The 21,737-nt window shown below is 71.5% G+C and carries 13 protein-coding genes; 7 read left to right on the forward strand and 6 right to left on the reverse strand.

Annotated features, from left to right (window positions below; translation table 11 throughout):
• The first annotated feature begins 114 nt into the window (after window positions 1-114).
• Genes PGN23_RS16010 through PGN23_RS16035 form a run of 6 tightly spaced genes read left to right on the forward strand, consistent with a single transcriptional unit; the run spans window position 115 to window position 11,928 of the window.
• Window positions 115-1,500, forward strand: a complete 1,386-nt coding sequence (locus PGN23_RS16010; RefSeq protein ID WP_335304030.1) for a multiheme c-type cytochrome — start codon at window positions 115-117, stop codon at window positions 1,498-1,500.
• Window positions 1,497-3,452 (forward strand): heme-binding protein, encoded by a 1,956-nt coding sequence (locus PGN23_RS16015; protein ID WP_335304032.1) that lies wholly within the window; start codon window positions 1,497-1,499, stop codon window positions 3,450-3,452. Before PGN23_RS16010 ends, PGN23_RS16015 begins: the two co-directional genes overlap by 4 nt.
• On the forward strand, window positions 3,433-5,439 hold the full coding sequence (locus PGN23_RS16020) for a hypothetical protein (RefSeq protein WP_335304033.1): 2,007 nt from the start codon (window positions 3,433-3,435) through the stop codon (window positions 5,437-5,439). Before PGN23_RS16015 ends, PGN23_RS16020 begins: the two co-directional genes overlap by 20 nt.
• A gap of 17 nt (window positions 5,440-5,456) precedes the next feature.
• Window positions 5,457-9,419, forward strand: a complete 3,963-nt coding sequence (locus PGN23_RS16025; RefSeq protein WP_335304034.1) for an LVIVD repeat-containing protein — start codon at window positions 5,457-5,459, stop codon at window positions 9,417-9,419.
• Window positions 9,419-11,320, forward strand: a complete 1,902-nt coding sequence (locus PGN23_RS16030) for a heme lyase CcmF/NrfE family subunit (RefSeq protein ID WP_335304035.1) — start codon at window positions 9,419-9,421, stop codon at window positions 11,318-11,320. Before PGN23_RS16025 ends, PGN23_RS16030 begins: the two co-directional genes overlap by 1 nt.
• Window positions 11,317-11,928 carry a tetratricopeptide repeat protein gene (locus PGN23_RS16035; protein WP_335304036.1) on the forward strand — a complete coding sequence of 204 codons (612 nt, stop codon included), beginning with the start codon at window positions 11,317-11,319 and terminating at the stop codon, window positions 11,926-11,928. Before PGN23_RS16030 ends, PGN23_RS16035 begins: the two co-directional genes overlap by 4 nt.
• A 6-nt stretch (window positions 11,929-11,934) precedes the next feature.
• On the opposite strand, the gene PGN23_RS16040 is transcribed toward PGN23_RS16035, so the two are convergent.
• Genes PGN23_RS16040 through PGN23_RS16055 form a run of 4 tightly spaced genes read right to left on the reverse strand, consistent with a single transcriptional unit; the run spans window position 11,935 to window position 17,978 of the window.
• Window positions 11,935-12,816 (reverse strand): phosphodiesterase, encoded by an 882-nt coding sequence (locus PGN23_RS16040; protein ID WP_335304037.1) that lies wholly within the window; start codon window positions 12,814-12,816, stop codon window positions 11,935-11,937.
• Entirely contained in the window at window positions 12,813-14,621 is a 1,809-nt protein-coding gene (locus PGN23_RS16045) for a cytochrome c3 family protein (RefSeq protein WP_335304039.1), read from the reverse strand. The genes PGN23_RS16040 and PGN23_RS16045 overlap by 4 nt, the downstream gene beginning before the upstream one ends.
• Window positions 14,622-14,631: 10 nt before the next feature.
• Window positions 14,632-15,501: a hypothetical protein gene (locus tag PGN23_RS16050; protein WP_443019797.1), complete on the reverse strand. Its 870-nt coding sequence runs from the start codon at window positions 15,499-15,501 to the stop codon at window positions 14,632-14,634.
• A complete protein-coding gene (locus PGN23_RS16055; protein WP_335304041.1) occupies window positions 15,498-17,978 on the reverse strand; it encodes a cyclic nucleotide-binding domain-containing protein in 2,481 nt (826 codons plus the stop codon). The genes PGN23_RS16050 and PGN23_RS16055 overlap by 4 nt, the downstream gene beginning before the upstream one ends.
• Window positions 17,979-18,080: 102 nt before the next feature.
• Here PGN23_RS16055 and PGN23_RS16060 point away from each other — a divergent pair, with 102 nt between their 5' ends.
• The gene (locus PGN23_RS16060; RefSeq protein ID WP_335304042.1) at window positions 18,081-19,007 is read left to right on the forward strand and encodes a tetratricopeptide repeat protein; all 927 of its coding nucleotides are present in this window, start codon (window positions 18,081-18,083) and stop codon (window positions 19,005-19,007) included.
• Between the two features lie 7 nt (window positions 19,008-19,014).
• On the opposite strand, the gene PGN23_RS16065 is transcribed toward PGN23_RS16060, so the two are convergent.
• Both PGN23_RS16065 and PGN23_RS16070 read right to left on the reverse strand, forming a co-directional pair.
• Complete coding sequence (locus tag PGN23_RS16065; RefSeq protein WP_335304043.1) at window positions 19,015-19,752, reverse strand: hypothetical protein; 738 nt, start codon at window positions 19,750-19,752, stop codon at window positions 19,015-19,017.
• Entirely contained in the window at window positions 19,739-21,730 is a 1,992-nt protein-coding gene (locus PGN23_RS16070) for an adenylate/guanylate cyclase domain-containing protein (RefSeq protein WP_335304044.1), read from the reverse strand. The genes PGN23_RS16065 and PGN23_RS16070 overlap by 14 nt, the downstream gene beginning before the upstream one ends.
• Window positions 21,731-21,737 lie beyond the last annotated feature (7 nt).

Genomic DNA, 21,737 nt, shown 5'->3' on the forward strand with positions numbered 1-21,737 from the left:
CCGGGCGCGCTGCCGACCCACCTTGGCATGATCGGTACGGGCGAGGCGGCGCGTTCCGCTTGCCTCCGCCCGAACCGATGTTAAGCGAAGGCGGGGCGATAGGGCGTGGGGGGCATGGTCGGATTCGGCCGCATCGCATTGTGGGTGACGACGATCGCGCTGGCGGTGACGCTGGTGCTGGGCGCGTTCCATCAGCGTGCGGTCGCCGGACCCGCCGTCGCCGCCGGGGCTGCGTCGCCAGAGGATACGCGGCACCTGGGCGTCGGATCGTGCGCCGGATCGACCTGTCACGGCCGTCAGGAAGCGACCGGCGCGGTGGTGCGCCAGGACGAACTGATGCGGTGGCAGGACCCCGCCTCGCCCGCGGGCGCGCACAGTCGCGCGTGGACAGTGCTGAACGCGCCGCGCGGGCGCGCCATCGCGGCCAGGCTGGGCATCGGCGATCCGGGCAGCAGCGCGTCGTGCATCGGCTGCCATGCCGATCCGATGGCCGGCACGAGCCCCGGCGTCCGGCTGGCGGACGGCGTCGGGTGCGAGGCGTGCCACGGCGGCGCCGCCGGCTGGATCGCCAGCCATGCCGCGGTCGGCGGCACCCATGCCGACAACGTCCGCCGCGGAATGATCGCACTCGACGACCCGCGCACGCGCGCGTCGCGGTGTCTCGACTGCCATTTCGGCAGCGACCGGCCGGGCCAGTTCGTCGACCACCGCATCATGGCGGCGGGGCATCCGCGCATCTCGTTCGAGCTCGACCTGTTCTCCACCATCCAGCAGCATTGGAACGAGGATGCGGATTACGCCCGGCGCAAGCGGCGACCCTCCGCGGTGCGCACCTGGGCGGTGGGACAGGCCGCGGCGCTGACGCGCGCGCTGGCGACCTTCTCGGGGCCGCGCGGCACCGCGGGTGCGTTTCCCGAATTCTACTTCTTCGACTGCCACAGCTGCCATCGCCGCATTTCCGACGATGCCGGATATCGCCCCGCCGCGGTGGCCAATCCCGGACGTCCGGTCCCGCCGGGCACGCCGCCGTTCCAGGACGAGAACATGATCATGCTCTCCGCCGCGGCGCAGGTGGTGGCACCGGCGGCGGGCGCCCGCTTCGACCGCGACAGCCGCGCGTTCCACGCCGCGCTGACACAGGGTCGCCCGCAGGCGCTGGCCGCCGCGCGCACGCTGTGGGGCAGCGCGGACGCGCTCTCCGCCGCCTTCGCCGCGCACGCCTTCGGCGCGAGCGAGACGCTGGCGATCGTCGGCGCGGTCGCGAACGGTGCGGCGGCGCGCTACACCGATTACGAGGCGAGCGTGCAGGCGGTGATGGCGGTCGATACGCTGCTGAGCGCACTGGTCCATGACGGCACCGTCTCGGCCGATGCAGCGGCGGGGATCAGGGCCGAGGTCAACCGCGCCTATGCCGCGACGCGCGATCCCAACGCCTATCGTCCGCTCGAATTCCGTGCCGCCATCGCGCGGGCGGGCGCGGCGATCCGGAGGCTGGGATGAGGCAGGCGGCCGGCGCGCTGGCCATCGCTGCGCTGCTGCTCGCGTCCTGCGGCGGTGGCGGCGGCGGTGCCCCGGCGACGAGCGCGCAGCCGACGCCCGCACCGACATCGCCGACATCGGGCCGCGCCTATTCGGCGCCGGCGCAGGAAGCGCTGACCACCGCCGATGTCGGGCGGATCGTCGCTCAGGCCGCGGCGGAGGCGAAGGCCCGCTCGCTGCCCGCGGTGATCGCGGTCAGCGACCGCGTCGGCAACGTGCTGGCGGTGTTCCGGATGGACGGCGCGCGCCCGACCGCCACCGCCCCCGTCCCGCGCGGCACCCCGCACGACGTGCAGGGCGTGAGCTTCCCGGCCGAGCTGGGGGCCATCGCCAAGGCGCTGACCGGCGCCTATCTGTCGAGCGGGGGCAATGCCTTCTCCACGCGCACCGCGTCGCAGATCGTGCAGGAGCATTTCCCGCCCGCCCCCTCCACGGCGGGGCTGGAAAGCGGGCCGTTGTTCGGGGTGCAGTTCAGCCAGCTGCCCTGCTCCGATCTGTCGGCGCGCTATGCCGTCGCGGGCGGCGCGGGCGCGATGATCGGCCCGAAGCGCTCGCCCCTGGGGCTGGCCGCCGATCCGGGCGGCATGCCGCTGTACAAGAACGGCGTGCTGGTCGGCGGCATCGGCGTGATGGCGGACGGCGTCTACGGCTTCGACGCCGACATCCGCGATGTCGAGGATGACGCCGAAGAGGGGATAGCGGTCGCGGGCAGCACCGGCTTTACCGCGCCGGAGACGATCGCCGCCGACCGGATCAGCGTCGACGGCACCACCTTGCGCTTCGCCGATACGCGCACGTTGCGCAGCGTGCCGTCCGCCGCCCCCGGGCTGTCGACGGTTCCGGGCGCGCTGCTTGCGGTACGCGGCTATTTCGGCGAAGGCGGGGCGCCGGCGATCCTGGCCGGCACCGCGTACGGTAGCGAGGCGTCGGGGCTGCGCGCGGCCACGGCCGCCGACTTCTCCAATGCCGATGCGTTCGTGCTGAGCGACGGCGCGGGCAACAATCGCTACCCGATCACCGGCGGCAGCGTCGGGGCCGAGGTCCGCCAGCCGCTGACCGCCGCGGAGGTGCGCGCCGCGCTGGAGGCGGCGTTCGCGATCATGACGCGCGCACGCGCGCAGATCCGCCGTCCGCTCGACAGCCGCGCGCAGGTGTCGATCACCGTCGTCGACACGCGCGGCACCCCGCTGGGGCTGGTGCGCGCGCCCGATGCGCCGATCTTCGGTACCGACGTCGCCTTGCAGAAGGCGCGCAGCGCGGCCTTCTTCTCCGCCGCCGACGCCGGTGCGCAGCTGACCGCGGCGGGCGGCGAGGGTCCGGCCTATGCCGCCGCGTTCCGCAGCTTCCTGTCCGATCCGGCGGCACTGACCGGGCGCACCGCCTTTTCCGCGCGCGCACTCGGCAATCTGGCACGACCGTATTTCCCGGATGGCGAGGTGGGGCGCCCGCAGGGGCCGCTGTCGCGCGACATCGCGGACTTCAACCCGTTTTCGACCGGGCTTCAGTCGGCATTGGTGATCGGCAATCTGGCCGCGCATATCGGCTATGTCGCGAGCGGGGGCGCGGACACCCCGGTCGGCTGTACGACCCTGCCCGCCACCGGCAGCGGGCGCGCGCGGCTCGCCAACGGGTTGCAGATCTTCCCCGGCGGCGTGCCCATCTACCGCGGCGACACGCTGGTCGGCGCGATCGGCGTGTCGGGGGACGGCATCGACCAGGACGACATGATCGCGTTCCTGGGGGCCAACGACGGCGGCATGGTGACGAAGGCGTTCGGCAATGCCGCCCCGGCGATGCGCTCCGACCGTGTCGTCATCCGCGTCGGCGGCAACGACGTGCGGCTGCGCTGGGTCGGCTGCCCGTTCGCGCCCTTCCTCGATACGAGCGACCAGAATGCCTGTTCGGGCAAATAGGCTGGCGCTGCTGCTGACGGTCGCGGCGCTGCCCGCGCACGCCCAGACGCCAACCCATGCTCCCCCGACCGGCGATCCGGTCGCGGATACCGTCCGCACCGGCGCACCGCTGCCCGCCCGCCCCGACGTCCCCTCGCCCGGCCCGCAGGCGCAGCTGGAGCCCGCCCCCGCCGGCGATGCCGCGCTGCTCGAGCCGCAGGCGGTCGACGCCCCGCCCCCGCCCGATCCGCTCGACGATGCGCTGCTGCCCGGCCGCCGCCGCCCCGGCGCAGCCCCCGCCGCGCTGCCCGAACGCGTGACGCAGGTGAACCCCGGCGCGGTCGCCCCGCCCTCGCCCAATGCCTTTCCCGAGCATGAGTTCGCGGTCCCCGACCGCTGGCGCCTGGTCCACGCCTTGTGTCCCGATCCGCTCTATACCGCGGTCCACGCGGTATGCCGGTCGAAGCGCGATCCCTATCACCAGAATTTGCTGAAGGGCGACATCCCGCTCGATCCCGCGAAGGTGGGACCGTTGCCGATCACCGGACACGACTGGTTCCTGGTGCTGAGCGGGATCAGCGATACCGTGGTCGAGCCGCGCTCCTTCCCCACCCCCGTCGGCGTGCAGACGACGAGCCGCCCGGACAGCCTGGACGTGTTCGGCAAGACCTCCAGCATCGTCTTCTCGCAGACGTTCACCGCGTCCGCCGCGCTCATCAAGGGGCTGACCGCGTTCAAGCCGCCCGAGATCGAGTATCGCGTCACGCTGGCGGTGAACTACAATTACGCGGCCATCCCGGAGCGGCGCATCCTGTCGGTGCAGCCGTCGCGGCCGCCCCATCGCCACGATGCCTTCGTCGGCGTGCAGGAAGCGTTCGTCGACTATCACCTGCGCAACGTGTCGGACCGCTACGACTTCGACTCGGTGCGCATCGGCATCCAGGGGTTCCAGGCCGATTTCCGCGGCTTCCTGTTCAACGACAACCAGCCGGGCGTGCGGCTGTTCGGCAACCGCGACAACAACCGCTTCCAGTATAATCTCGCGATCTTCGGCCGGCTGGAAAAGGACACCAATTCCGGGCTGAACGACCTCACGCGCACGCCGCGCAAGGACGTCGTGTTCCTGGCGAACGTGTATCGGCAGGACCTGCCCGTGCCCGGTTTCACCAGCCAGGTGACGCTCGCCTACAACGCCAATCGCGAGCGCCGGAACATCCAGATCGATACCAACGGCTTCCCGGTGCGCCCGGCGCTGCTCGGAGATCTTCGCGGGCGCAATTACGACGTGGTCTATGCCGGCTATAACGGCGACGGGCATATCGGGCGGCTGAACCTGACCGCGTCGGGCTATGTGGCGCTGGGGCAGGACCGCAACAGCTTCTTCACCAGCCGCCCCGCGCGCATCCGCGCCTTCTTCGCCGCGGTGGAGCCGTCGATCGACTTCGACTGGCTCCGCGTGCGCGGCGCCGCACTCTACGCCAGCGGCGACGGCAACCCCTACGACGATGTCGAGGGCGGCTATGACGCGATCGTCGAGAACCCGATCTTCGCCGGGGCCGACACCAGCTACTGGATCCGCCAGTCGATCCCGTTCGCGGGCGGCGGGCGCGCGATCGGGGTCAACGGGCGCAACGGCGTGCTCGCGTCGCTGCGCTCGTCGAAGGATCAGGGTCAGTCGAACTTCAACAACCCCGGCACCGTCCTGTTCGGCGTCGGCGCGGATGCGGACCTGACCCCGCAGTGGCGGTTGTCGGCGAACGTCAATCACCTGTCGTTCGCCAACACCGCGACGTTGCAGGCATTGCGCGTCGAGGGATCGATCCCGCGTGAGATCGGCTGGGACCTGTCGACCGCCGCGATCTGGCGCCCGCATTTCACGCAGAACCTCGTCTTCCGCCTGTCCGCCGCGGTGTTGCAGGCGGGGCGGGGCTTCCGCGACCTCTTCGCGCAATCGAACGGCAGCCGGCGCTACCATTCGATCCTCGCCAATGCGATCGTGACCTATTGATGCGTGCTGCCCTCTCCATGATCCGCTCGGTCGCGCTGCTGCTGGCGCTCGCCTTCGCGGCATCGATGGCGCTGGCCTCGGACGCGGAGCACCCCCGCACGATCACCTATGCCGTCACGCCAGACGCGCCGGCGTCCCAGTCGCAGGCGGCGGCGGATGCGAAGAGCGCAGGCTGCCTCGGCTGCCATTCGGCGAGCGATGCCAGGTCGATGCACGTCAGCCAGGCGGTCGTGCTGGGTTGCACCGACTGCCACGGCGGCGATGCGACGGTGAGGGTCCCGGCCAGCCTGAAACAGGACGACGCCGGCTATGTCGCGGCGCGCGACACGGCGCACGTCCTGCCGCGCTATCCGCAAAGCTGGGGCTGGCCGCGGTCCGCCAACCCGAAGCGATCCTATGCGCTGCTCAATCGCGAGGCGCCGGAGTTCATCCGCTTCGTCAATCCGTCCGACTATCGCGTCGCGCGTCAGGCGTGCGGCGCGTGCCATCTGGAGATCATCCAGGCGTCCGAGCGCTCGCTGATGGCGACGGGCGCGATGCTGTGGGGCGGGGCCGCGTACAATAACGGCATCGCCCCCTATAAGAATTACAAGTTCGGCGAGGCGTTCACCCGCACCGGCGAGCCCGCCAGGCTGCTGTCGCCGGGCAGGCCGGTCGGTACCGTCACCCCGCAGCAGGCGGCGCGCGGTGCGCTGCCCGAGCTCTACCCGCTGCCGACATGGCAGGTGGTGCCCCCCGCCGACGTCTTTCGCGTGTTCGAGCGCGGCGGGCGCAACATCGGGACGCAGTTCGCGGAGGTCGGCCTGCCCAACCCCTCGGGCAGCATCCAGCGGCTGGAGGAGCCGGGACGCCCCGACCTGAAACAGTCGAACCGCGGCCCCGGCACCGGCCTGCGCGTCGCGATCCCCGTGCTCAACATCCACAAGACGCGGCTCAACGATCCCTTCACGACGATGATGGGCACCAACGACCAGCCCGGCGACTATCGCTCGTCGGGCTGCGCCAGCTGCCATGTCGTCTATGCCAACGACCGCGATCCGAAACATTCGCTCGGCTGGGCGCAATATGGCCGCGACGGGCAGACCGCGACGGTCGATCCGACGATCGCCACGCTGATGGAACGCGCCGCGGCCGACCTGCATGGCGGGCACGACGCGCCGCCCGCGAACCATCCGATCGGCGCGATCAAGGAGAGCGGGCATCCGGTGAAGCACGCCTTCACCCGCGCGATCCCGACCGCGCAATGCATGAATTGCCACATGCACCAGCCGAACATCTTCCTGAACTCCTACCTCGGCTATACGATGTGGGATTACGAGGCGGATGCGCCGCTGATGTGGCCGGACAAGCAGAAATTCCCGAGCGCCGCGGAGACGCGCGCGATCAACGAGCGCAATCCGGAGGCCGCCGCCGCGCGCGGCAAATGGGGCGACGTCGACTTCCTGCGCCGCGTCTACGACGACGTGAACCCGAAGGCGAAGGACACGCAGTTCGCAGACTATCACGGCCATGGCTGGAATTTCCGGGCAGTCTACAAACGCGATCGCGAGGGCCACCTGCTCGACGCCGCGGGCAACCGCATCGCCGCCGACGATCCGGAGAAGTTCCGCAAGAGCGGCATGGGCGAGTTCGCGCCCGTCGGCGAGCAGAAGGGCAAGGCGGTCCATCTGATGGACATCCATGCCGAAAAGGGCATGCAATGCGCCGACTGCCACTTCGCGCAGGACAGCCACGGCAACGGGCTGATCTACGGCGAGGTCGCCAATGCGGTCGAGATCGGGTGCAAGGATTGTCACGGCACCGCCGATGCCTATCCCACACTCAGGACCTCCGGCCCGGCCGCGCGTCCCGGCGGCACCGACCTGACCCTGCTGCGCAATCCCGATGGCCAGCCGCGGTTCGAATGGAGCACCGATGCCGCCGGCCGGCGGCGGCTGCTGCAACGCTCGATCGTCGACCCCCGGCTCGCCTGGCCGGTGAAGCTGGTACGCAATTCGGTGGATCGCAGCGATCCCGAGTTCAACGCCAAGGCGGCGCGCGCCAAGCTGATGGGGCGCGAGGGCATGGACACCGGGCGCTTCACCTTCGGCCCCGGCATTCCCGCCAGCGCACGCGCGCATTCGCCGGACAAGGTCGCGTGCTTCACCTGCCATCTGTCGTGGACGACGTCGTGTGGCGGCTGCCACCTGCCGATCGAGGCGAACTGGAAGACGACGACGCACAAGTACGAGGGCGAGGAGACGCGTAATTTCGCGACATACAACCCGCAGGTCGCGCGCGACGACATGTTCCAGCTCGGCATCCACATGACGACCAAGGGCAACCAGGTCGCGCCGGTGCGCTCCACCTCCGCGCTGGTGCTGTCGTCGACCAACGTCAACCGCGAGCGGATCTACGTCCAGCAGCCGCCGATCAGCGCGATCGGCTTCTCCAGCCAAGCCTTCGCGCCGCACTTCCCGCACACGGTCCGCACGACCGAGACGAAGCAGTGCAGCGACTGCCATCTGTCGGCGGCGAACGACAACAACGCGATCATGTCGCAGCTGTTGCTGCTGGGGACCGGCAGCGTGAACTTCGTGGGGCTGAACGCTTGGCTCGGCCTGGATCGCGGGATCGAGGCGGTGCGCGTGACCGAGTGGGACGAGCCGCAGGCGGTGTTCGGCTCCTACCTGCATCGCTACGCCTATCCCGAATGGTATCGCCAGCATGTCGAGCGCAACAGGCGCGAGCTGGTCGGCTGGAACCGCGGCCGCACGTTCAACGGCAAGCTGTCGGGCGAGCGCGACGCGCGCGAGGCGATCTTCAATTCGGTGCAGAGGACCGGCGACGCGGCACGCTGCGTCCAGCTGCGCGGCGAATATCTGTATGTCGCCGAAGGGCGCGGCGGTTTCCGCGTCTATGACGTCGCCTCGATCGCGAACAAGGGCGTGTCGGACCGCATCCTGACCGCGCCCTTCTCGAAGCTGGGCCACGACACGCATGTCGCGAGCCGCAATGCGACCTGCATGGCGCTGCCGACGACGCAGCCGATCAACCCGCTGCGCAACACCCCCGCGATGCGCGCCGCCAATCAGGAACAGCCGTTCGACCCGATCTATCACTATGCCGCGATCACCGATGCGGAGGAAGGGCTGATCCTCGTCAACGTCGACACGATGGCGGACGGCGAGCCGCGCAACAATTTCCTGAAGCGCGCGGTGACGTGGAACCCGGACGGCGCGCTGACCGGCGCGCGCCACGTGATCCTGGCGGGGCATATCGCCTATGTCGCGACGCCGCGCGGGCTGGCGGTCGTCGACCTTGCCGATCCGCTGCGGCCCCGGCTGACCGCGCAGGTGCCGCTGGAGGATGCGCGCGCCAGTGCGATCCAGTTCCGTTACCTGTGGGTCACGACCGCGCGCGGGCTTCAGGTGCTGGACGTCACCGACCTGCGTCGCCCGAAGCTGCTGCCCGCCACGGTGCCGCTGGCGGATGCGCGCCGCGTCTACGTCGCGCGAACCTACGCCTATGTCGCGGCGGGGCGCGAGGGGCTGGCGATCGTCAACGTCACCAACCCGGAGGCGCCGCGGATGCTGCGCAAGGAGACGTTCGGCGGCGCGCTGGCCGACGCGTCCGACGTGGTGGTGGGCGCGACCAACGCGTCGCTGTTCGCCTATGTCGCGGACGGCAGCGGCGGGCTGAAGGTCGTCCAGCTGTATTCGCCCGCGACCCAGCCCGATTTCTACGGCTTCTCGCCCGAGCCGCGCCCCGAGCTGATCGCGTGGGCGCGCACCCCCAGCCCCGCCCGGGCGATCTCGCGCGGGCTCGACCGCGACCGCGCGGTGGACGAAACCGGCGGACAGGTCGCGGTGTTCGGCCGGCTCGGCTCCCGCCCGTTCAACCGCGCCGAGATGGAGCGGCTGTTCCTCAACCGCCGCGGCATCCCGTGGAAGGTGGTCGACCGCGCCGACATGACCGACTGGGTCGCGGCGACGCGCTGATGCTCGCCGAACTGGGTCTGATCGCGCTGTGGCTGGCCGCGGCGCTGGCGCTGGCGCAGCTGGTCTGCGCCACGCTGGCGGTCCGCGATCCCGCGAGCGGTGTCGGCGGCGCGGTGCGCCCCGTCGCGGTGGCGCAGGGGCTGCTCGCCGCGCTGGCGATGGCGGCGCTGACCGCGGCATTCGTCCGCGTCGACCTGTCGCTGGCGCTGGTGGTCGCGAACGATCATCCCGACAAGCCGCTGCTCTATCGCTTCGCCGGCGCCTGGGGAAACCACGAGGGCTCGATGCTGCTGTGGGTCACGATCCTGGGCGTCGCGGGCGGTGCGGTCGCGATCCTGGAACGCGCGCTGGCGCCGCGCACCACGCTCGCAACGCTGGGGGCGCAGGCGTTCCTCGCGCTCGGCTTCCACGCCTTCCTGCTCTTCAGCTCCAATCCGTTCACGCGCATCGATCCGGCACCCGCGACCGGCAACGGGCTGAACCCGCTGCTGCAGGACCCGGGCCTCGCCTTCCATCCGCCGACGCTCTACGCCGGCTATGTCGGCCTCTCGGTCGCCTTTTCCTTTGCGGTCGGGGCGCTGGTGACGCGCGACGTCGGCCCCTCCTTCGCCCGCGCGATGCGCCCGTGGGTGCTGGGCGCCTGGGTCTTCCTGACGCTCGGCATCACCGCGGGCTCCTATTGGGCCTATTACGAGCTGGGCTGGGGCGGCTGGTGGTTCTGGGACCCGGTCGAAAACGCCAGTCTGATGCCGTGGCTTGCCGCGACCGCGCTGCTGCACTCGGTCACGGTGCTCGCGACCCGCGACGGTTTGCGCGCCTGGACGATCCTGCTCGCGGTGGTCGCCTTTTCGATGAGCATGCTGGGCACGTTCCTGGTGCGCTCGGGCATCCTGACGAGCGTCCACGCCTTCGCGGTCGATCCGGCGCGCGGCGCGTTCATCCTCGCGCTGCTGGCGCTCTACATCGGCGGCGCGCTGGTGCTGTTCGGGATGCGAGTCGGCACGGTGCGGCGCGGCACGCTGTTCGATCCGCTGAGCCGCGAAGGCGGGCTGGTGGTCAACAACCTGCTGCTCAGCGTCATCCTGGGCATCGTGCTGATCGGCACGCTGTACCCGATCGTCGCGTCCGCGATGGGGGTGCAGCTGTCGGTGGGCCCACCGTTCTTCGACCGCGCGGCAGGGCCGGTGGCGCTCGTGCTGCTGCTGGTCATGGCGGTAGGGCCGCTGATCCGCTGGCGTCGCGATACGGCGCGCGCGGTCGCGCGGCGGGTGCGCTGGCCGGCGGCGGCGCTGGCGGGCGCGGGCGGCGTTCTCCTGATCCTCCACCCCGCGATGGGCGTGTTGCCGTTGCTGGGGCTGATCGTCGCCACGGGGGTGATCGCGGCTAGCCTCGCGCCGCTGTGGGGGCGCCACCTGCGCCGTACGCCGCTGACGATCTGGGGGATGGTGGTGGCACATCTGGGCATCGGCGTCAGCCTGGCGGGGATGGCGAGCGACAGCGCCTTCACGCGAGAGACACTGGTCGCCGCTCCGCTGGGCGGCACCGCGATGGTAGGGCCGTGGCGCGTGCGCTTCGTCGGGGTCACGCCGACCGCCGGGCCGAACTGGACCGCGGTCGAGGCGCGTCTGGCGGCGAGCCGCGACGGTGACATCGACTATATCCTGCGCCCGCAGGCACGGCTGTTCAACGCCCCGATGACCGCCACCAGCGAAAGCGCGATCCGCACCGTGTGGAACGGGCAGCTTTATGCCGTGCTGGGTGCGCAGGACGACCGCGGGCGGTGGCAGTTGCGGCTGTGGTGGAAGCCGTTCGTGACGCTGATCTGGCTCGGCGGTGCCCTGGTCGCGTTCGGCGGCATGCTGTCGCTGGCCGGGCGCTGGCAGCGGAGGCGGGCGCGATGACCGGGTGGTTGCTGCTGATCGCGCTCGTGGCGCTGACCGCGATCGGGCTGTGGCGCCTCGGCCGGGTGCCGCCCGCGGCGGTCGAGCTGCTGGGCGCCGCCGCGTTGATCGCGGTCGCGGGCTATGTGTGGCAGGGGTCCCCTGCCCTGCCGGGCAAGCCCACTTCGCCCGCCGGATCGACCTCGGCGCCCGCCGACCGCGCCCTGCTGGCCGCGATCGTCGCAGGGCGCGTCGACAACAGGGAGGCGGTGCTGTCCGCGGCCGACCGAATGATCGCATCCGGCGCCACGCAGGAAGCGGCGACCGCGATCCAGGCGACGCTCGACCGGCATCCCGGCGACCCCGATCTGTGGGTCGGGCTGGGCAACGCGCTGGTCGCGCACAACAACGGCGTGGTCGCCCCCGCCGCGCGGCTCGCCTTCGCCCATGCCGCCACGCTCGCGCCGGGGCATCCGGGCCCCGCCTTCTTCGCCGGTCTCGCCTATGCCCAATCCGGGCAGGTGGAGGCGGCGCGACGCGAGTGGCGGCGCTTGCTGGCGCGCACGCCGCCCGGCGCACCGTGGCGCGAGGATCTGGAGCAGAAGCTGCGTTCGCTGGACGCGCGCTAACCCGGCCTAACGCCCGCCGGGACGCTCCGCCGCCATCTCGGCGATCATGCCGCGCAGCTTCTCGTCGTAGAAGGCGACCGCGGGCGCATCGTCGATCAGCACGAAATGGCTCACCAGCGCCTCGCCGTCCCAGCGATGCAGCGCATAGCCGGGCGTACCGTCGACGATCAGGCGGCGGCCGTCCGGCTTGTCCGGATCGATCGGCCCCAGTTCCAGCGCGACGCGCGGCGCCACCGACGGCGCCACCGTCACCGGCAGCCCGGCCCAGCGCGCCGCGATCGCGCGGTGCAGGTGCCCCGACACCAGCCCGACGACGTTCCGCCCCGCCGCCAGCGCGCCGCGCAACCGCTCCAGCCACGGCTCGGCCGGGTCGACGTCCATCCACGGAATGCCGGTGACGCACGGCGGGTGATGCAGGAAGATCAGCGTCGGCGTGTCGGGTGCCTCCGCCAGTCGTGCGCTCAGCCACGCCTCGCGCGCCGCGCAGAAGGCGCCGCCGTGTCGTCCCTCCTCGAGCGTGTCGAGCAGGATGCAGCGCAGGCCCGCCTGCTCGACGACATGGTGCAGAAAACCACCGCTCAGCGGCACGTCCGCGAACGCCGCGGCGAAGGCGGCGCGCGCGTCGTGATTGCCCAGCATCAGCCGCACCGGCGCGCGGAGCGGTGCGAGCGCCTCGCGCACGCGGGCATAGGACGCCGCGTCGCCATGCTCGACCAGGTCGCCGCTGACGACGATGAGGTCCGGCGCGGGGTCGAGCGCACCGATCGCGGCGACCACCTTGTCCAGCCGCAGCCGGTTGGGCTCGTCCGCACGGTCCCGCTCGAACCCCAGGTGCAGGTCGGTCAGCTGCGCGATCAGCAGCGGGCGCGCGGGCGAGGCGTGCGTCACCGTGCCGTCGCTCCCGGCGCGAGCGCGGAGGGCGGGAACGGCGTGGCGCGACGGCGGCGGATGTCCGCCACCACGCCGCCGGGGTCCTGGTGATAGACGTGGCACATCGCGCAGGTCGACTTGATCTGCCCGCGCGCCGGCTCCGCCCCGGCGTGGCAGGTGCGGCATTGTGCGATCTTCGGCAGCAGCACGTCGCGCGCGCTGGTGGAGGTCGGCGCGGCGTGGCAGCTGGCGCAGGTCTCGCCCGCATGCGCGCGGTGATCGAACCAGCCATGCGCGAAGTAGCGCGTCTGCTGCACCACCGGCCTGATCCGGAACGCGAGGCTCCCCGCCCGCGCCGGCGGCTCGACCACATGGCAGTCGTAACAGGCGCCGCCGGGGGAGAAGACCGCGCGGATCGAGCGATCGACGCCGCCGCCCGCGCGCGCCGCCACCGCGCGGCCATAGGTCGCCGCCATGCTGTCCGCGGCGAAATCGCCGGGACGCCGGCGACCGCCCTCCATCGCCATCGGTCGCACCGGCCCGCGCAGCGCGTAGAAATCGCGGAGTTCCGCCACCACCTGGCGCGGGTCGCCGTGGCGCAGGGTGCGCACCGTGCCGTCCGATCGTGCGAAGGCGAGGCTGTGGCACGACTGGCAATTCGCCTCCATCGACACCGGCGCGAACCCGCCGCGCGCATCGGAGACGTGGCAGTCGGCACAGTCCATCGCCTTGCCGGCGCGCGCCTGTCCCTGCCGTACCGCCATCTGTGCCACCGCATTGGTCGTCGACAGGTGGAGCGCGTGCGGGAAGGTGAGGCCGCCATCCTGCTTCGGTGCATCGTCCAGCGAGATACGCTCGAACACCGGCCTGGGATCGCTGCGCACCAGCACGGCGGGGCGGAATTGCGGATGCCCCTTCGCGAAGTCGGTGGCGTCGCCGAACGGGGTATCGGGCAGTTGCTGCTTCAGCGTCCCGTGGCAATCGGCGCAGAACTTCTGCGGCGTCGGTGCCATCGCGGTCGCGCCCTGATGCTCGGTATGGCAGTCGACGCAGCGGCCGGGCGGACGGTTGAACGCCATCGCGATGCGCCGGTTCAGCCGCTCGCCCACGCCCAGCGCAGGCATCGCCGCTGCCAGCCGTGCGGGCGGTGCGTGATCGTGCACCGACTGATGGCACGAGCGGCAGCTGTCGTCGCGCACCGCGACGAACGGCGTGTCGTGGCAGGCGCGGCAGTTGTTCTCCAGCCCGGCATGCGCGTTGGACAGCTTGCCCGGCGACCAGCTGGCATCCGCGACCAGCCCGGCATGCGGATTGGCGACCGCATCGGCGCGCCCGTAGAAATGCCAGACCGGCCAGGCGAGGAACGCGAGCAGCACCGCCGCCGCCAGCGCCCACGCCAGCGGGCGCTTGGACGGCAGCGCACTGCCCAGCGCGAACAGCGTACGCTCGTCCTTACCGCCGATCGAATGCGCGACATCGCCTGCGCGCGCGATGTCGATCAGGATGTCGCCTGCCTCGTCGCGGCGGATCAGCAGGCGGTGCGTGCCCAGCCGCACCTCGCCGCCGCGCGCCAGATCGATCGTCGCGCGTTCGGTGCTCGCCCCCTCGACATCGATCGGCATCCCGGCGGTCGCCAGTACCAGCAGCCGCGCACCATCGCCCCGCTCCAGCCGGGCATGATCGAGCGCCAGCAGCAAATCGGGCAGCACCAGGTCGCGGTCGCTGCCGCGGCCGACGGTCAGCGCCGGCCGATCGACCCGGACCGCGCGAACCACCTCGCGCCCGCTCGCGAGCCGCTCCGTGGTGCGAAGGACGAACGCCATCTTCCTGCGCCTACCAGTAGAAGAACACGGAGACGACGTGCGCGGTCAGCGCCGCCAGCAGGGCGATCGTCATCGGGACGTGGACGTACAGCCAGATCTCCAGCAGCGCGCGCAACCGCAGGTGGCGGTGGATCTGGCGCGCGATCTCCAGCTTGCGTTCCAGCAGCCGCTCGACGCGCAGGATCGCATCGTCGCCGCCGCGGATCGCCGCGCGTGCCGCCGCGGTCGCCCCGCGCCGCTCGCTGCCCGACAGCCGCCGCCAGATGCCGCCGGCGAACACATCCTCGTCCAGCGCGCGCGCGACGAGCTCGGCGCGGTCGGGCGGCAAGGGTTGCGCGGCATCGTGCAGCTGGCGGTCGAGCGAACGCAGGTTTTCCAGCATCTGCGTCTCGGTCAGCTCGCCGCGGTTCTGCGACAGCAGCCGCGGCAGCGTGGCATAGACGACGATCCCGAACAGCCCCGACAGGATCACCAGCATCATCAGCGCATAGGCGAGCGTGTGGACGTTCCAGCCGAACTGGAACCCGGCATGCAGCGTGCCGATGACGATCAGCGACAGCCCCAGATAGACGTGCGCCGACGTCCACGCCTTCAGCGACCACGCCCCGCGCGTCATGGTACGCTTGCGCAGACCCAGCGCGGTCAGCCACAGGATCAGCAGCGCGCCGATCGTGCCCAGGACATAGCCGTACCAGCTGCCGCCATTGGGACGCGGATCGGGATCATGCCAGGCATAGACCGCGATCGCGACGATCGCGATCACGCTGGCGAGCTTCGCCCAGCGGAAGCCGCGGTAGCGCAGGAAGCCTTCGTGCCGGAACGCCGACTCGCGCGCGACCTGCCGTCGTCCGCCTGCCCCTGCGGCCCTCGACGCGCTCACGGCCGGTCGTCCTCCAGCCGCGCGACGGAGAGGAACTGCTCGGGCGCGACACGGATCGCGGCGCCGGTGGGACAGGCGCGTACGCAGGCGGGGCCACCGCTGATCCCCGAACACATGTCGCACTTGATCGCACGCTTGGGCGCCTCGGGATCGGCCTTCTTCTTCTTCCACTTCGCGCCCGCCTCGCCCGGCCCGGGGCCGGTGCCGAACAGCAGCCAGGCGAGCAACGGCGGCTTCTTCGGCGGGATCTTGTCCATGCGGATCACGCCATAGGGGCAGCCGCGCTGGCAATTGCCGCAGCCGATGCAGGTGTCGTCGATGAAGACCTCGCCATCCGGGCCGCGGTGAATCGCGTTGGGCGGGCAGTCGGCCATGCAATGCGGATGTTCGCAGTGGCGGCAGCTGGTGGGGACGTGCAGATGCGCATAGGTGCGCCCCGCCTCGCGATCGAGCCGCGACAGGCCCTCGTGGCTGTCCGCGCACGCCTTTTCGCAATTGTCGCAGCCGATACACAGCTTCTCGTCGATCAGCAGTACGTCGGTCGCCTCGCCGATGCCGTTGTCGACCAGGAAGCCGGCGACCGACGAATACATGTCGACCGCGCCCGAGAAGCTGTCCTTGCGCGCCTCGACGAAGGCATTGACCTCGCGCCGCGCCGCCATGTCGCGGCGCGCGCGCTCGGCCAAAGCCGGCCTGGCGGCGAGCAGCCGGCCGAACGCGTCGCCGTCGAGCCGGATCACTTCGGACCGGATCGCGGCGCGCACGCTGGCGGTGCGCCTGCCGCCGTCCAGCAGCGCCATCTCGCCGACGTAGGAGCCGGCCGGCAGGTAGGAGAGGAAGATCGGCTTCCCGCCGATCGTCTTTTCCACCACCATCGAGCCGGAGCGGATGACGTAAATGTCGCGCCCCTCGTCGCCCTCGCGCAGGATCGTCTCGCCCGCGCGCACCGCCTTCACCTCGGCGGTTTCCAGGACTTCGGCCAGATCCTCGGCGACCAGCCCCGCGCCGAACATCTGCAACAGCTGCCGCTCGATCGAGATGCGCGTGATCGCGCGCCCTGCCGCGGGGACGGTGGAAATGAGCTTCAGCGCGGCGGCGCGCGGCACCTCGACCAGGATCGCGGCTTCCGCGGTGCGCACGGTCGACCCGCGCGGGCGGCCGGAGATCAGCCCGACCTCGCCGAAGATCGAGCCCTGCCCGATCCGCACCGACCGTCCGCCGCCGATGTCGACAGCGACCGCCCCTTCCGCGATGCCGAACAGCGACGAGCCGGGCTGATCGCGCTCGAATACGACCGCGCCGGCGGGCATCGCGCGCACCTCCGCCTCCAGCATGAACTCACGCATCTGGAGCGACGACAGCTCGTTCAGGATGCCCACCTCGCGGCGCAGACGGTCCAGCCACTCGTCGACCGGGCGCGCCCCCGGCAGGCCGGCGAACTTCGCCTCCAGGATCGGCTCGTCCGCCGGCTTCAGCGCGGTGTTCCCGGCGATGAACTCGATCACGTCGTGACCCTGGTTCATGCAATGCTTGATGAGCGGATAGCCCGCCAGCGCGCCTATCACGTAGATGCCGGGAACGGTCGACTCGAACGTCGCCGACAGTTTCGGATAGGCGACGCGGTCGGCGCTGGTGAATTGCACGCCGGTGCCCGGCACCGATGCGCGGCGACCGCCGTCACCCTCCGCCATCTGCGCACAGCAGCTTTCGACGAAGCCGCGCGGCGGGGCCGAGCCCATGCGCGCGATCACGCGGTCGCAGCGTACCCGCACCGCGCCGTCGCGCGCATCCAGCGTCGCCTCGCCCGCGTCGATCGCGGCGAGCGTGGTCTCCATCATCACCTTCAGCCGGCCCTCGCGGTCGGCGGCGAGCAGCGCCTCGACATTGGCGGGTTTCGCGGTGCGGAAGTCGAGGCCGCGATTGAGCAGCGTGACGGTGTTGCGCTGCGCCGGATCGGCGACCAGGCCGAGCGCATTCTCGATGCCCGCATCGCCGCTGCCCGCGACGATGATATGTTCGTCGAGATATTCGGTGGGGTCGTCCAGCGTATATTGGACCTGCGCGCCCTCGGCGACCGGGCAGCGCACCAGGTTGGGATTGCCCTGCGTCCCGATGGCGAGGACGACATGCTCCGCCTCGACCGTCCGTCCGCCCGGCAACGATAGGGTGAAGCCGCCCCGCGCGCCGGTGATCGCGCGCACCTCCGCCTCGTACAGCACGTTGACGCCGGTCGCCTCGGCCCCGTCCTGCCACCGCTCCAGCACCGTCTCGCGCCGGCCGGCCTCGAACGTCAGGTCGCTGCGCAGCACCAGCTGGCTGGGCGTCGCCATGACGTGCTTGCCCTTTTGATAGCGGTAGATGGTGTCCGAGAGATGATCGGCCTTTTCGAGCAGGACATGGTCCAGCCCGAGTCGCGCCGCGTGCGCAGCCGCGCTCAACCCGGCCGGGCCGGAGCCGATGATGGCGACCTTGTGCACTTTCCCCCCGCCGCGCCCCCGCACGCGCCTTTCCCACACGACGCATCCATGCCAGTAGCGCAACGCCTACGGCAAGCGCCTTCATAAACTGGGATAACCGAAATGGGTGGATCGCCGCGACTGGGACGGTATCTGTTGGCGGGCGCAGGCGCGGTGGCGCTGGTGGCGATCGGTGCCCGCGCGCTGGGCGGCAGGGACGAGGCCGCGCCCCCCACTCCGGGCGCCAGCGCACCCGCCGCCCCCGATGTGGGCGAGATGGTCGCCGGGCTGGAGGCGCGGCTGAAGGCGGAGCCGAACGACGCGGCGGGCTGGCGGATGCTGGGCTGGTCCTATTTCAACATGCAGCGCTTCGACAGGGCGGCCGAGGCCTATCGCCGTGCGACCGCGCTGTCGCCGGACGACGCCGCCTTGTGGTCTGCGCTGGGCGAGACGCTGGTGCTGGGCGGCAAGGGCGTCGGCGACGATGCGGCGCAGGCGTTCCGGCGCGCGCTGGCGGTCGATCCCAAGGATCCGCGCGCGCGCTACTTCCTGGCGGTGAAGCAGGACATGGACGGCGACCATGCCGGCGCCGTCGACGCCTGGATCGCGTTGCTGCACGACACGCCCGCGGGCGCGCCGTGGGAGCAATCGGTGCGCGAACTGGTGCAGACGGTCGCCGCCCGCGAGAAGATCGACATCGCCGGCCGCCTGCCCGCCGCCTCCGCTCCTCCCACCGCCCCGTCGACGGGAGGGGCGGATGCCGCGACCGCCGGCATTCCGGGGCCGTCGCAGGAGCAGCTCGCCGCCGCCGCCGCGCTGCCCCCCAGCCAGCAGAACGAGATGGCGCGCGGCATGGTCGACCGGCTGGCGGCACGTCTCGCGCAGAACCCGCGCGACGTCGACGGCTGGCTGCGGCTGATGCGCGCGCGCGTCGTGCTGGAGGACCGCGCCGGCGCGACCCAGGCGCTGGCGACCGCGCGCCGCACCTTCGCCGACGACGCGGTGGCGCGCGCCCGCCTCGACGAGGGCGCGCGCGCGTTGTCGTTGTAGGGAACCGTCAGTTCGCGGGCAGCGACGCGGCGACCAGCTGGTCCAGCTGCGCCTTGCACCCGGCGGCGATCAGCGTGCCGGCCGCCTCGGTCAGTTCGGTGCCCGGCGCCGCGATGATCTTCACCGTCACCTCCACCGGGGCGGTGCCGGTGCCGGTGCCGGGGCCGGGGCCGGTCAGGCGAAAGCGCGCGCCGTCGGCGATCGGCAGCGCGGCGGGCCACGCCGCGCTCGACTGCCCCGCCTCCCACGCGGCGGTCTGTGCAGGTCCGCCGGCGACGGGGGTGATCGTCACCTTGCCCGCGGCGGTGGCATCGGGGCGCCACAGCGGCGGGGCATTGGTGTCGAGCAGGCAGACGGGCCCCGGCTTCGACACGTCGATCATCCACAGGCTGGGGCGTTCCGCGGTGATGCCCGGGGCGGAGCGGACGGCCCCGACGCGCACCCGGCGATTGTCGTTCTGCGCCAGCGCGAACGACGGTGCGCTCGCGGGTGCGGGGGAGGATGCGGCGTTGGCGCTGAACACCCCCGGTCCGCGCAGCACGCGGGTGCCCTTCGCATCGATCAGGACGATCGCGTCGCCCGCCGCCAGCTTCAGCCGCGCGGTATCGGACAGCTTGCGACCGACCGGATAGGTTGCCGCCGACGGCCCGGTCGCACGTACGACCAGCACATCGGCGTGCGCGGTCGCGGGCAACAGCAGCGCCAATATCGTGCCCAGCGCGGCGGTTCGGTCAATCGAGCGCATAATGTCCTCCGGGTCCGGCGGCGACCAGCCGCGTCAACAGGCAGGCGAGCGCGGCATCGTCGGGCCGCTTCGCGGAAAGAACCGATAGCGTATCGAGGGCGTTGCTGTCGCCTGCATCGAACGTGCCGACCGCCTGCGTGACCTGTGCGCGGACCGTCGGGTCCAGATCGGGCACCGCCTCGTAGACGGCGATCGGTGTCGAGCGCCCCCGTACCGTCACGCGTCCCATAGGGCGAAAGATGTCGAGCGACGTGCGCGCGACGACGCTGTCGCTGACCAGCACGGTCGTGGACAGCGGTTTGTTCGCGCTTTCGAGACGCGCCGCGGTGTTCATGCTGTCGCCCAATGCGGTGTACTGGATGCGTCCCTCGCCGCCGAAATTGCCGACGATCGCCTCGCCGTGATGCAGCCCGACGCGGGTGCGGCCGACCGGCGGCAGCGCGGGGTCGACCTCGGCACGGAAGCGCTCGCCCGCCTGGTACAGCGCGACCGCGGCGCGCACCGCGCGATCGGCATCGTCGGCGCGCGCGATCGGGGCGCCCCAGAACGCCACGACCGCGTCGCCCACGAACTTGTCGAGCGTCCCGCCATGCGCCAGCACCACCTCCGACAGCAGGTCGAGGTAGCGGTTGAGCAGGGTCGCCACCGTCTCCGGCGGGATGCGGTGGCTTAGCTTCGTGAAGCCTTCCAGATCGGAGAACAGCGCATAGATCTCGCGCTTCTCGCCCTGAAGGGTCAGGCGATCGGGATCGGCGATGATCTGCCTGGCGACATCGACCGGCAGGTAGCGGCCCAGCGTCGCCTGCGCGAACCGCCGCCGCGCCGAGCCGACCGCGCGCGCCGCCGCACCGACCGCGACGAAGGCGATCAGCCAGCCGAGCATCCAGCCGAACATCGGCACGCCCTGCGTGTCCCATCCGCCGCGCTCCAGCGCCCAGGGGAGCGTGACGATCAGGATCGCCGATCCGATCAGCTCGGTCGCCATCGCGCGCGACGACTGGTCGCGTGCGCCGATCGCGCCGCCCAGCAGCACCAGCGCCAGCGCCGCCAGCCACAGCGACCAGTCGGGCAGCGCGCGCGGAAACTGCCCGTCGAGCATCTGCGCCAGCATCGCCGCGTGGATCTCCACCCCCCAGGTCATCCTGCCGGTCAGCCGGCTGGCGGGGGTGTCGAACTGGTCGGTGTCCGCGATCTCGGCACCGACGAAGACATAGCGGCCCGCGATCTGGTCGCGCAGCAGCGGCGCGGTGTCGGCGTCGCCGAACAACCCGATCGGCAGCACCGCGAAGACCGGCCGCTCGTCTGACACGGGTGCCCGGTACTTCACGCTGCCGGTATAATCGGCGAAGCGGGCGTCGCGCGGATACATCGCCACGCTCAGCAGCGGCGGCACGCCGGGGGGGCGCGTCGGCCAGCTGCGCAGGACGTTGTCGGGATCGGCCTCGATCCGGACGCTGCCGGGGTGGACGTTGCCGGGCGCCAGCGACGCCTGGAAGCGGCGCATGAACCCCTCCTGCCAGTCGAGGACGCTGTCGGCGTTGGTCGCACTGCCCGCAAAGCCCAGATAGACCGGCGTGCGCATCGCGCGCAGCGCCGCGATCAGCTGCGGATCCTCGGGCTGGGCCTGGTCGATCAGGATGTCGACCCCGATCGCCTTCGCGCCCATCGCGTCCAACTGGGTCAGCGCGCGCGCCAGCACCGCGCGATCGAGCGGGGACCGCTTGCCCGTGACGCGCAGCGTCTCGTCGTCGTAGACGACCAGCGCGATACGCCCGTCCTGATCGACGCGGGGCTGCGCCGCGGCGCTGCGCGCATCGTAAAGCGCCCGCTCCGCATCGACCAGCAGCGGCACCTGCCACCCGTAGCGCGCGACCAGTAACGCGAGCAGCAGGAACGCCGCGGTGCGCAGCAGCCGCCACGCGCCGATCTGACGCGCGGCACGCGCTGCAACGCCGATCTGGTTCCGGAATCGATCCACGCGCACG

It is taken from the genome of Sphingomonas adhaesiva (genome assembly GCF_036946125.1).
GTDB classification, from domain to species: Bacteria; Pseudomonadota; Alphaproteobacteria; order Sphingomonadales; family Sphingomonadaceae; genus Sphingomonas; species Sphingomonas adhaesiva_A.

Excerpts from the sequence above, each read along its gene's own strand:
- PGN23_RS16010 (WP_335304030.1), top strand. The coding sequence starts at position 115 with ATGGTCGGATTCGGCCGCATCGCATTGTGGGTGACGACGATCGCGCTG.
- PGN23_RS16015 (WP_335304032.1), top strand. The coding sequence starts at position 1,497 with ATGAGGCAGGCGGCCGGCGCGCTGGCCATCGCTGCGCTGCTGCTCGCG.
- PGN23_RS16020 (WP_335304033.1), top strand. The coding sequence starts at position 3,433 with ATGCCTGTTCGGGCAAATAGGCTGGCGCTGCTGCTGACGGTCGCGGCG.
- PGN23_RS16025 (WP_335304034.1), top strand. The coding sequence starts at position 5,457 with ATGATCCGCTCGGTCGCGCTGCTGCTGGCGCTCGCCTTCGCGGCATCG.
- PGN23_RS16030 (WP_335304035.1), top strand. The coding sequence starts at position 9,419 with ATGCTCGCCGAACTGGGTCTGATCGCGCTGTGGCTGGCCGCGGCGCTG.
- PGN23_RS16035 (WP_335304036.1), top strand. The coding sequence starts at position 11,317 with ATGACCGGGTGGTTGCTGCTGATCGCGCTCGTGGCGCTGACCGCGATC.
- PGN23_RS16045 (WP_335304039.1), bottom strand. The coding sequence starts at position 14,621 with ATGGCGTTCGTCCTTCGCACCACGGAGCGGCTCGCGAGCGGGCGCGAG.
- PGN23_RS16060 (WP_335304042.1), top strand. The coding sequence starts at position 18,081 with ATGGGTGGATCGCCGCGACTGGGACGGTATCTGTTGGCGGGCGCAGGC.
- PGN23_RS16065 (WP_335304043.1), bottom strand. The coding sequence starts at position 19,752 with ATGCGCTCGATTGACCGAACCGCCGCGCTGGGCACGATATTGGCGCTG.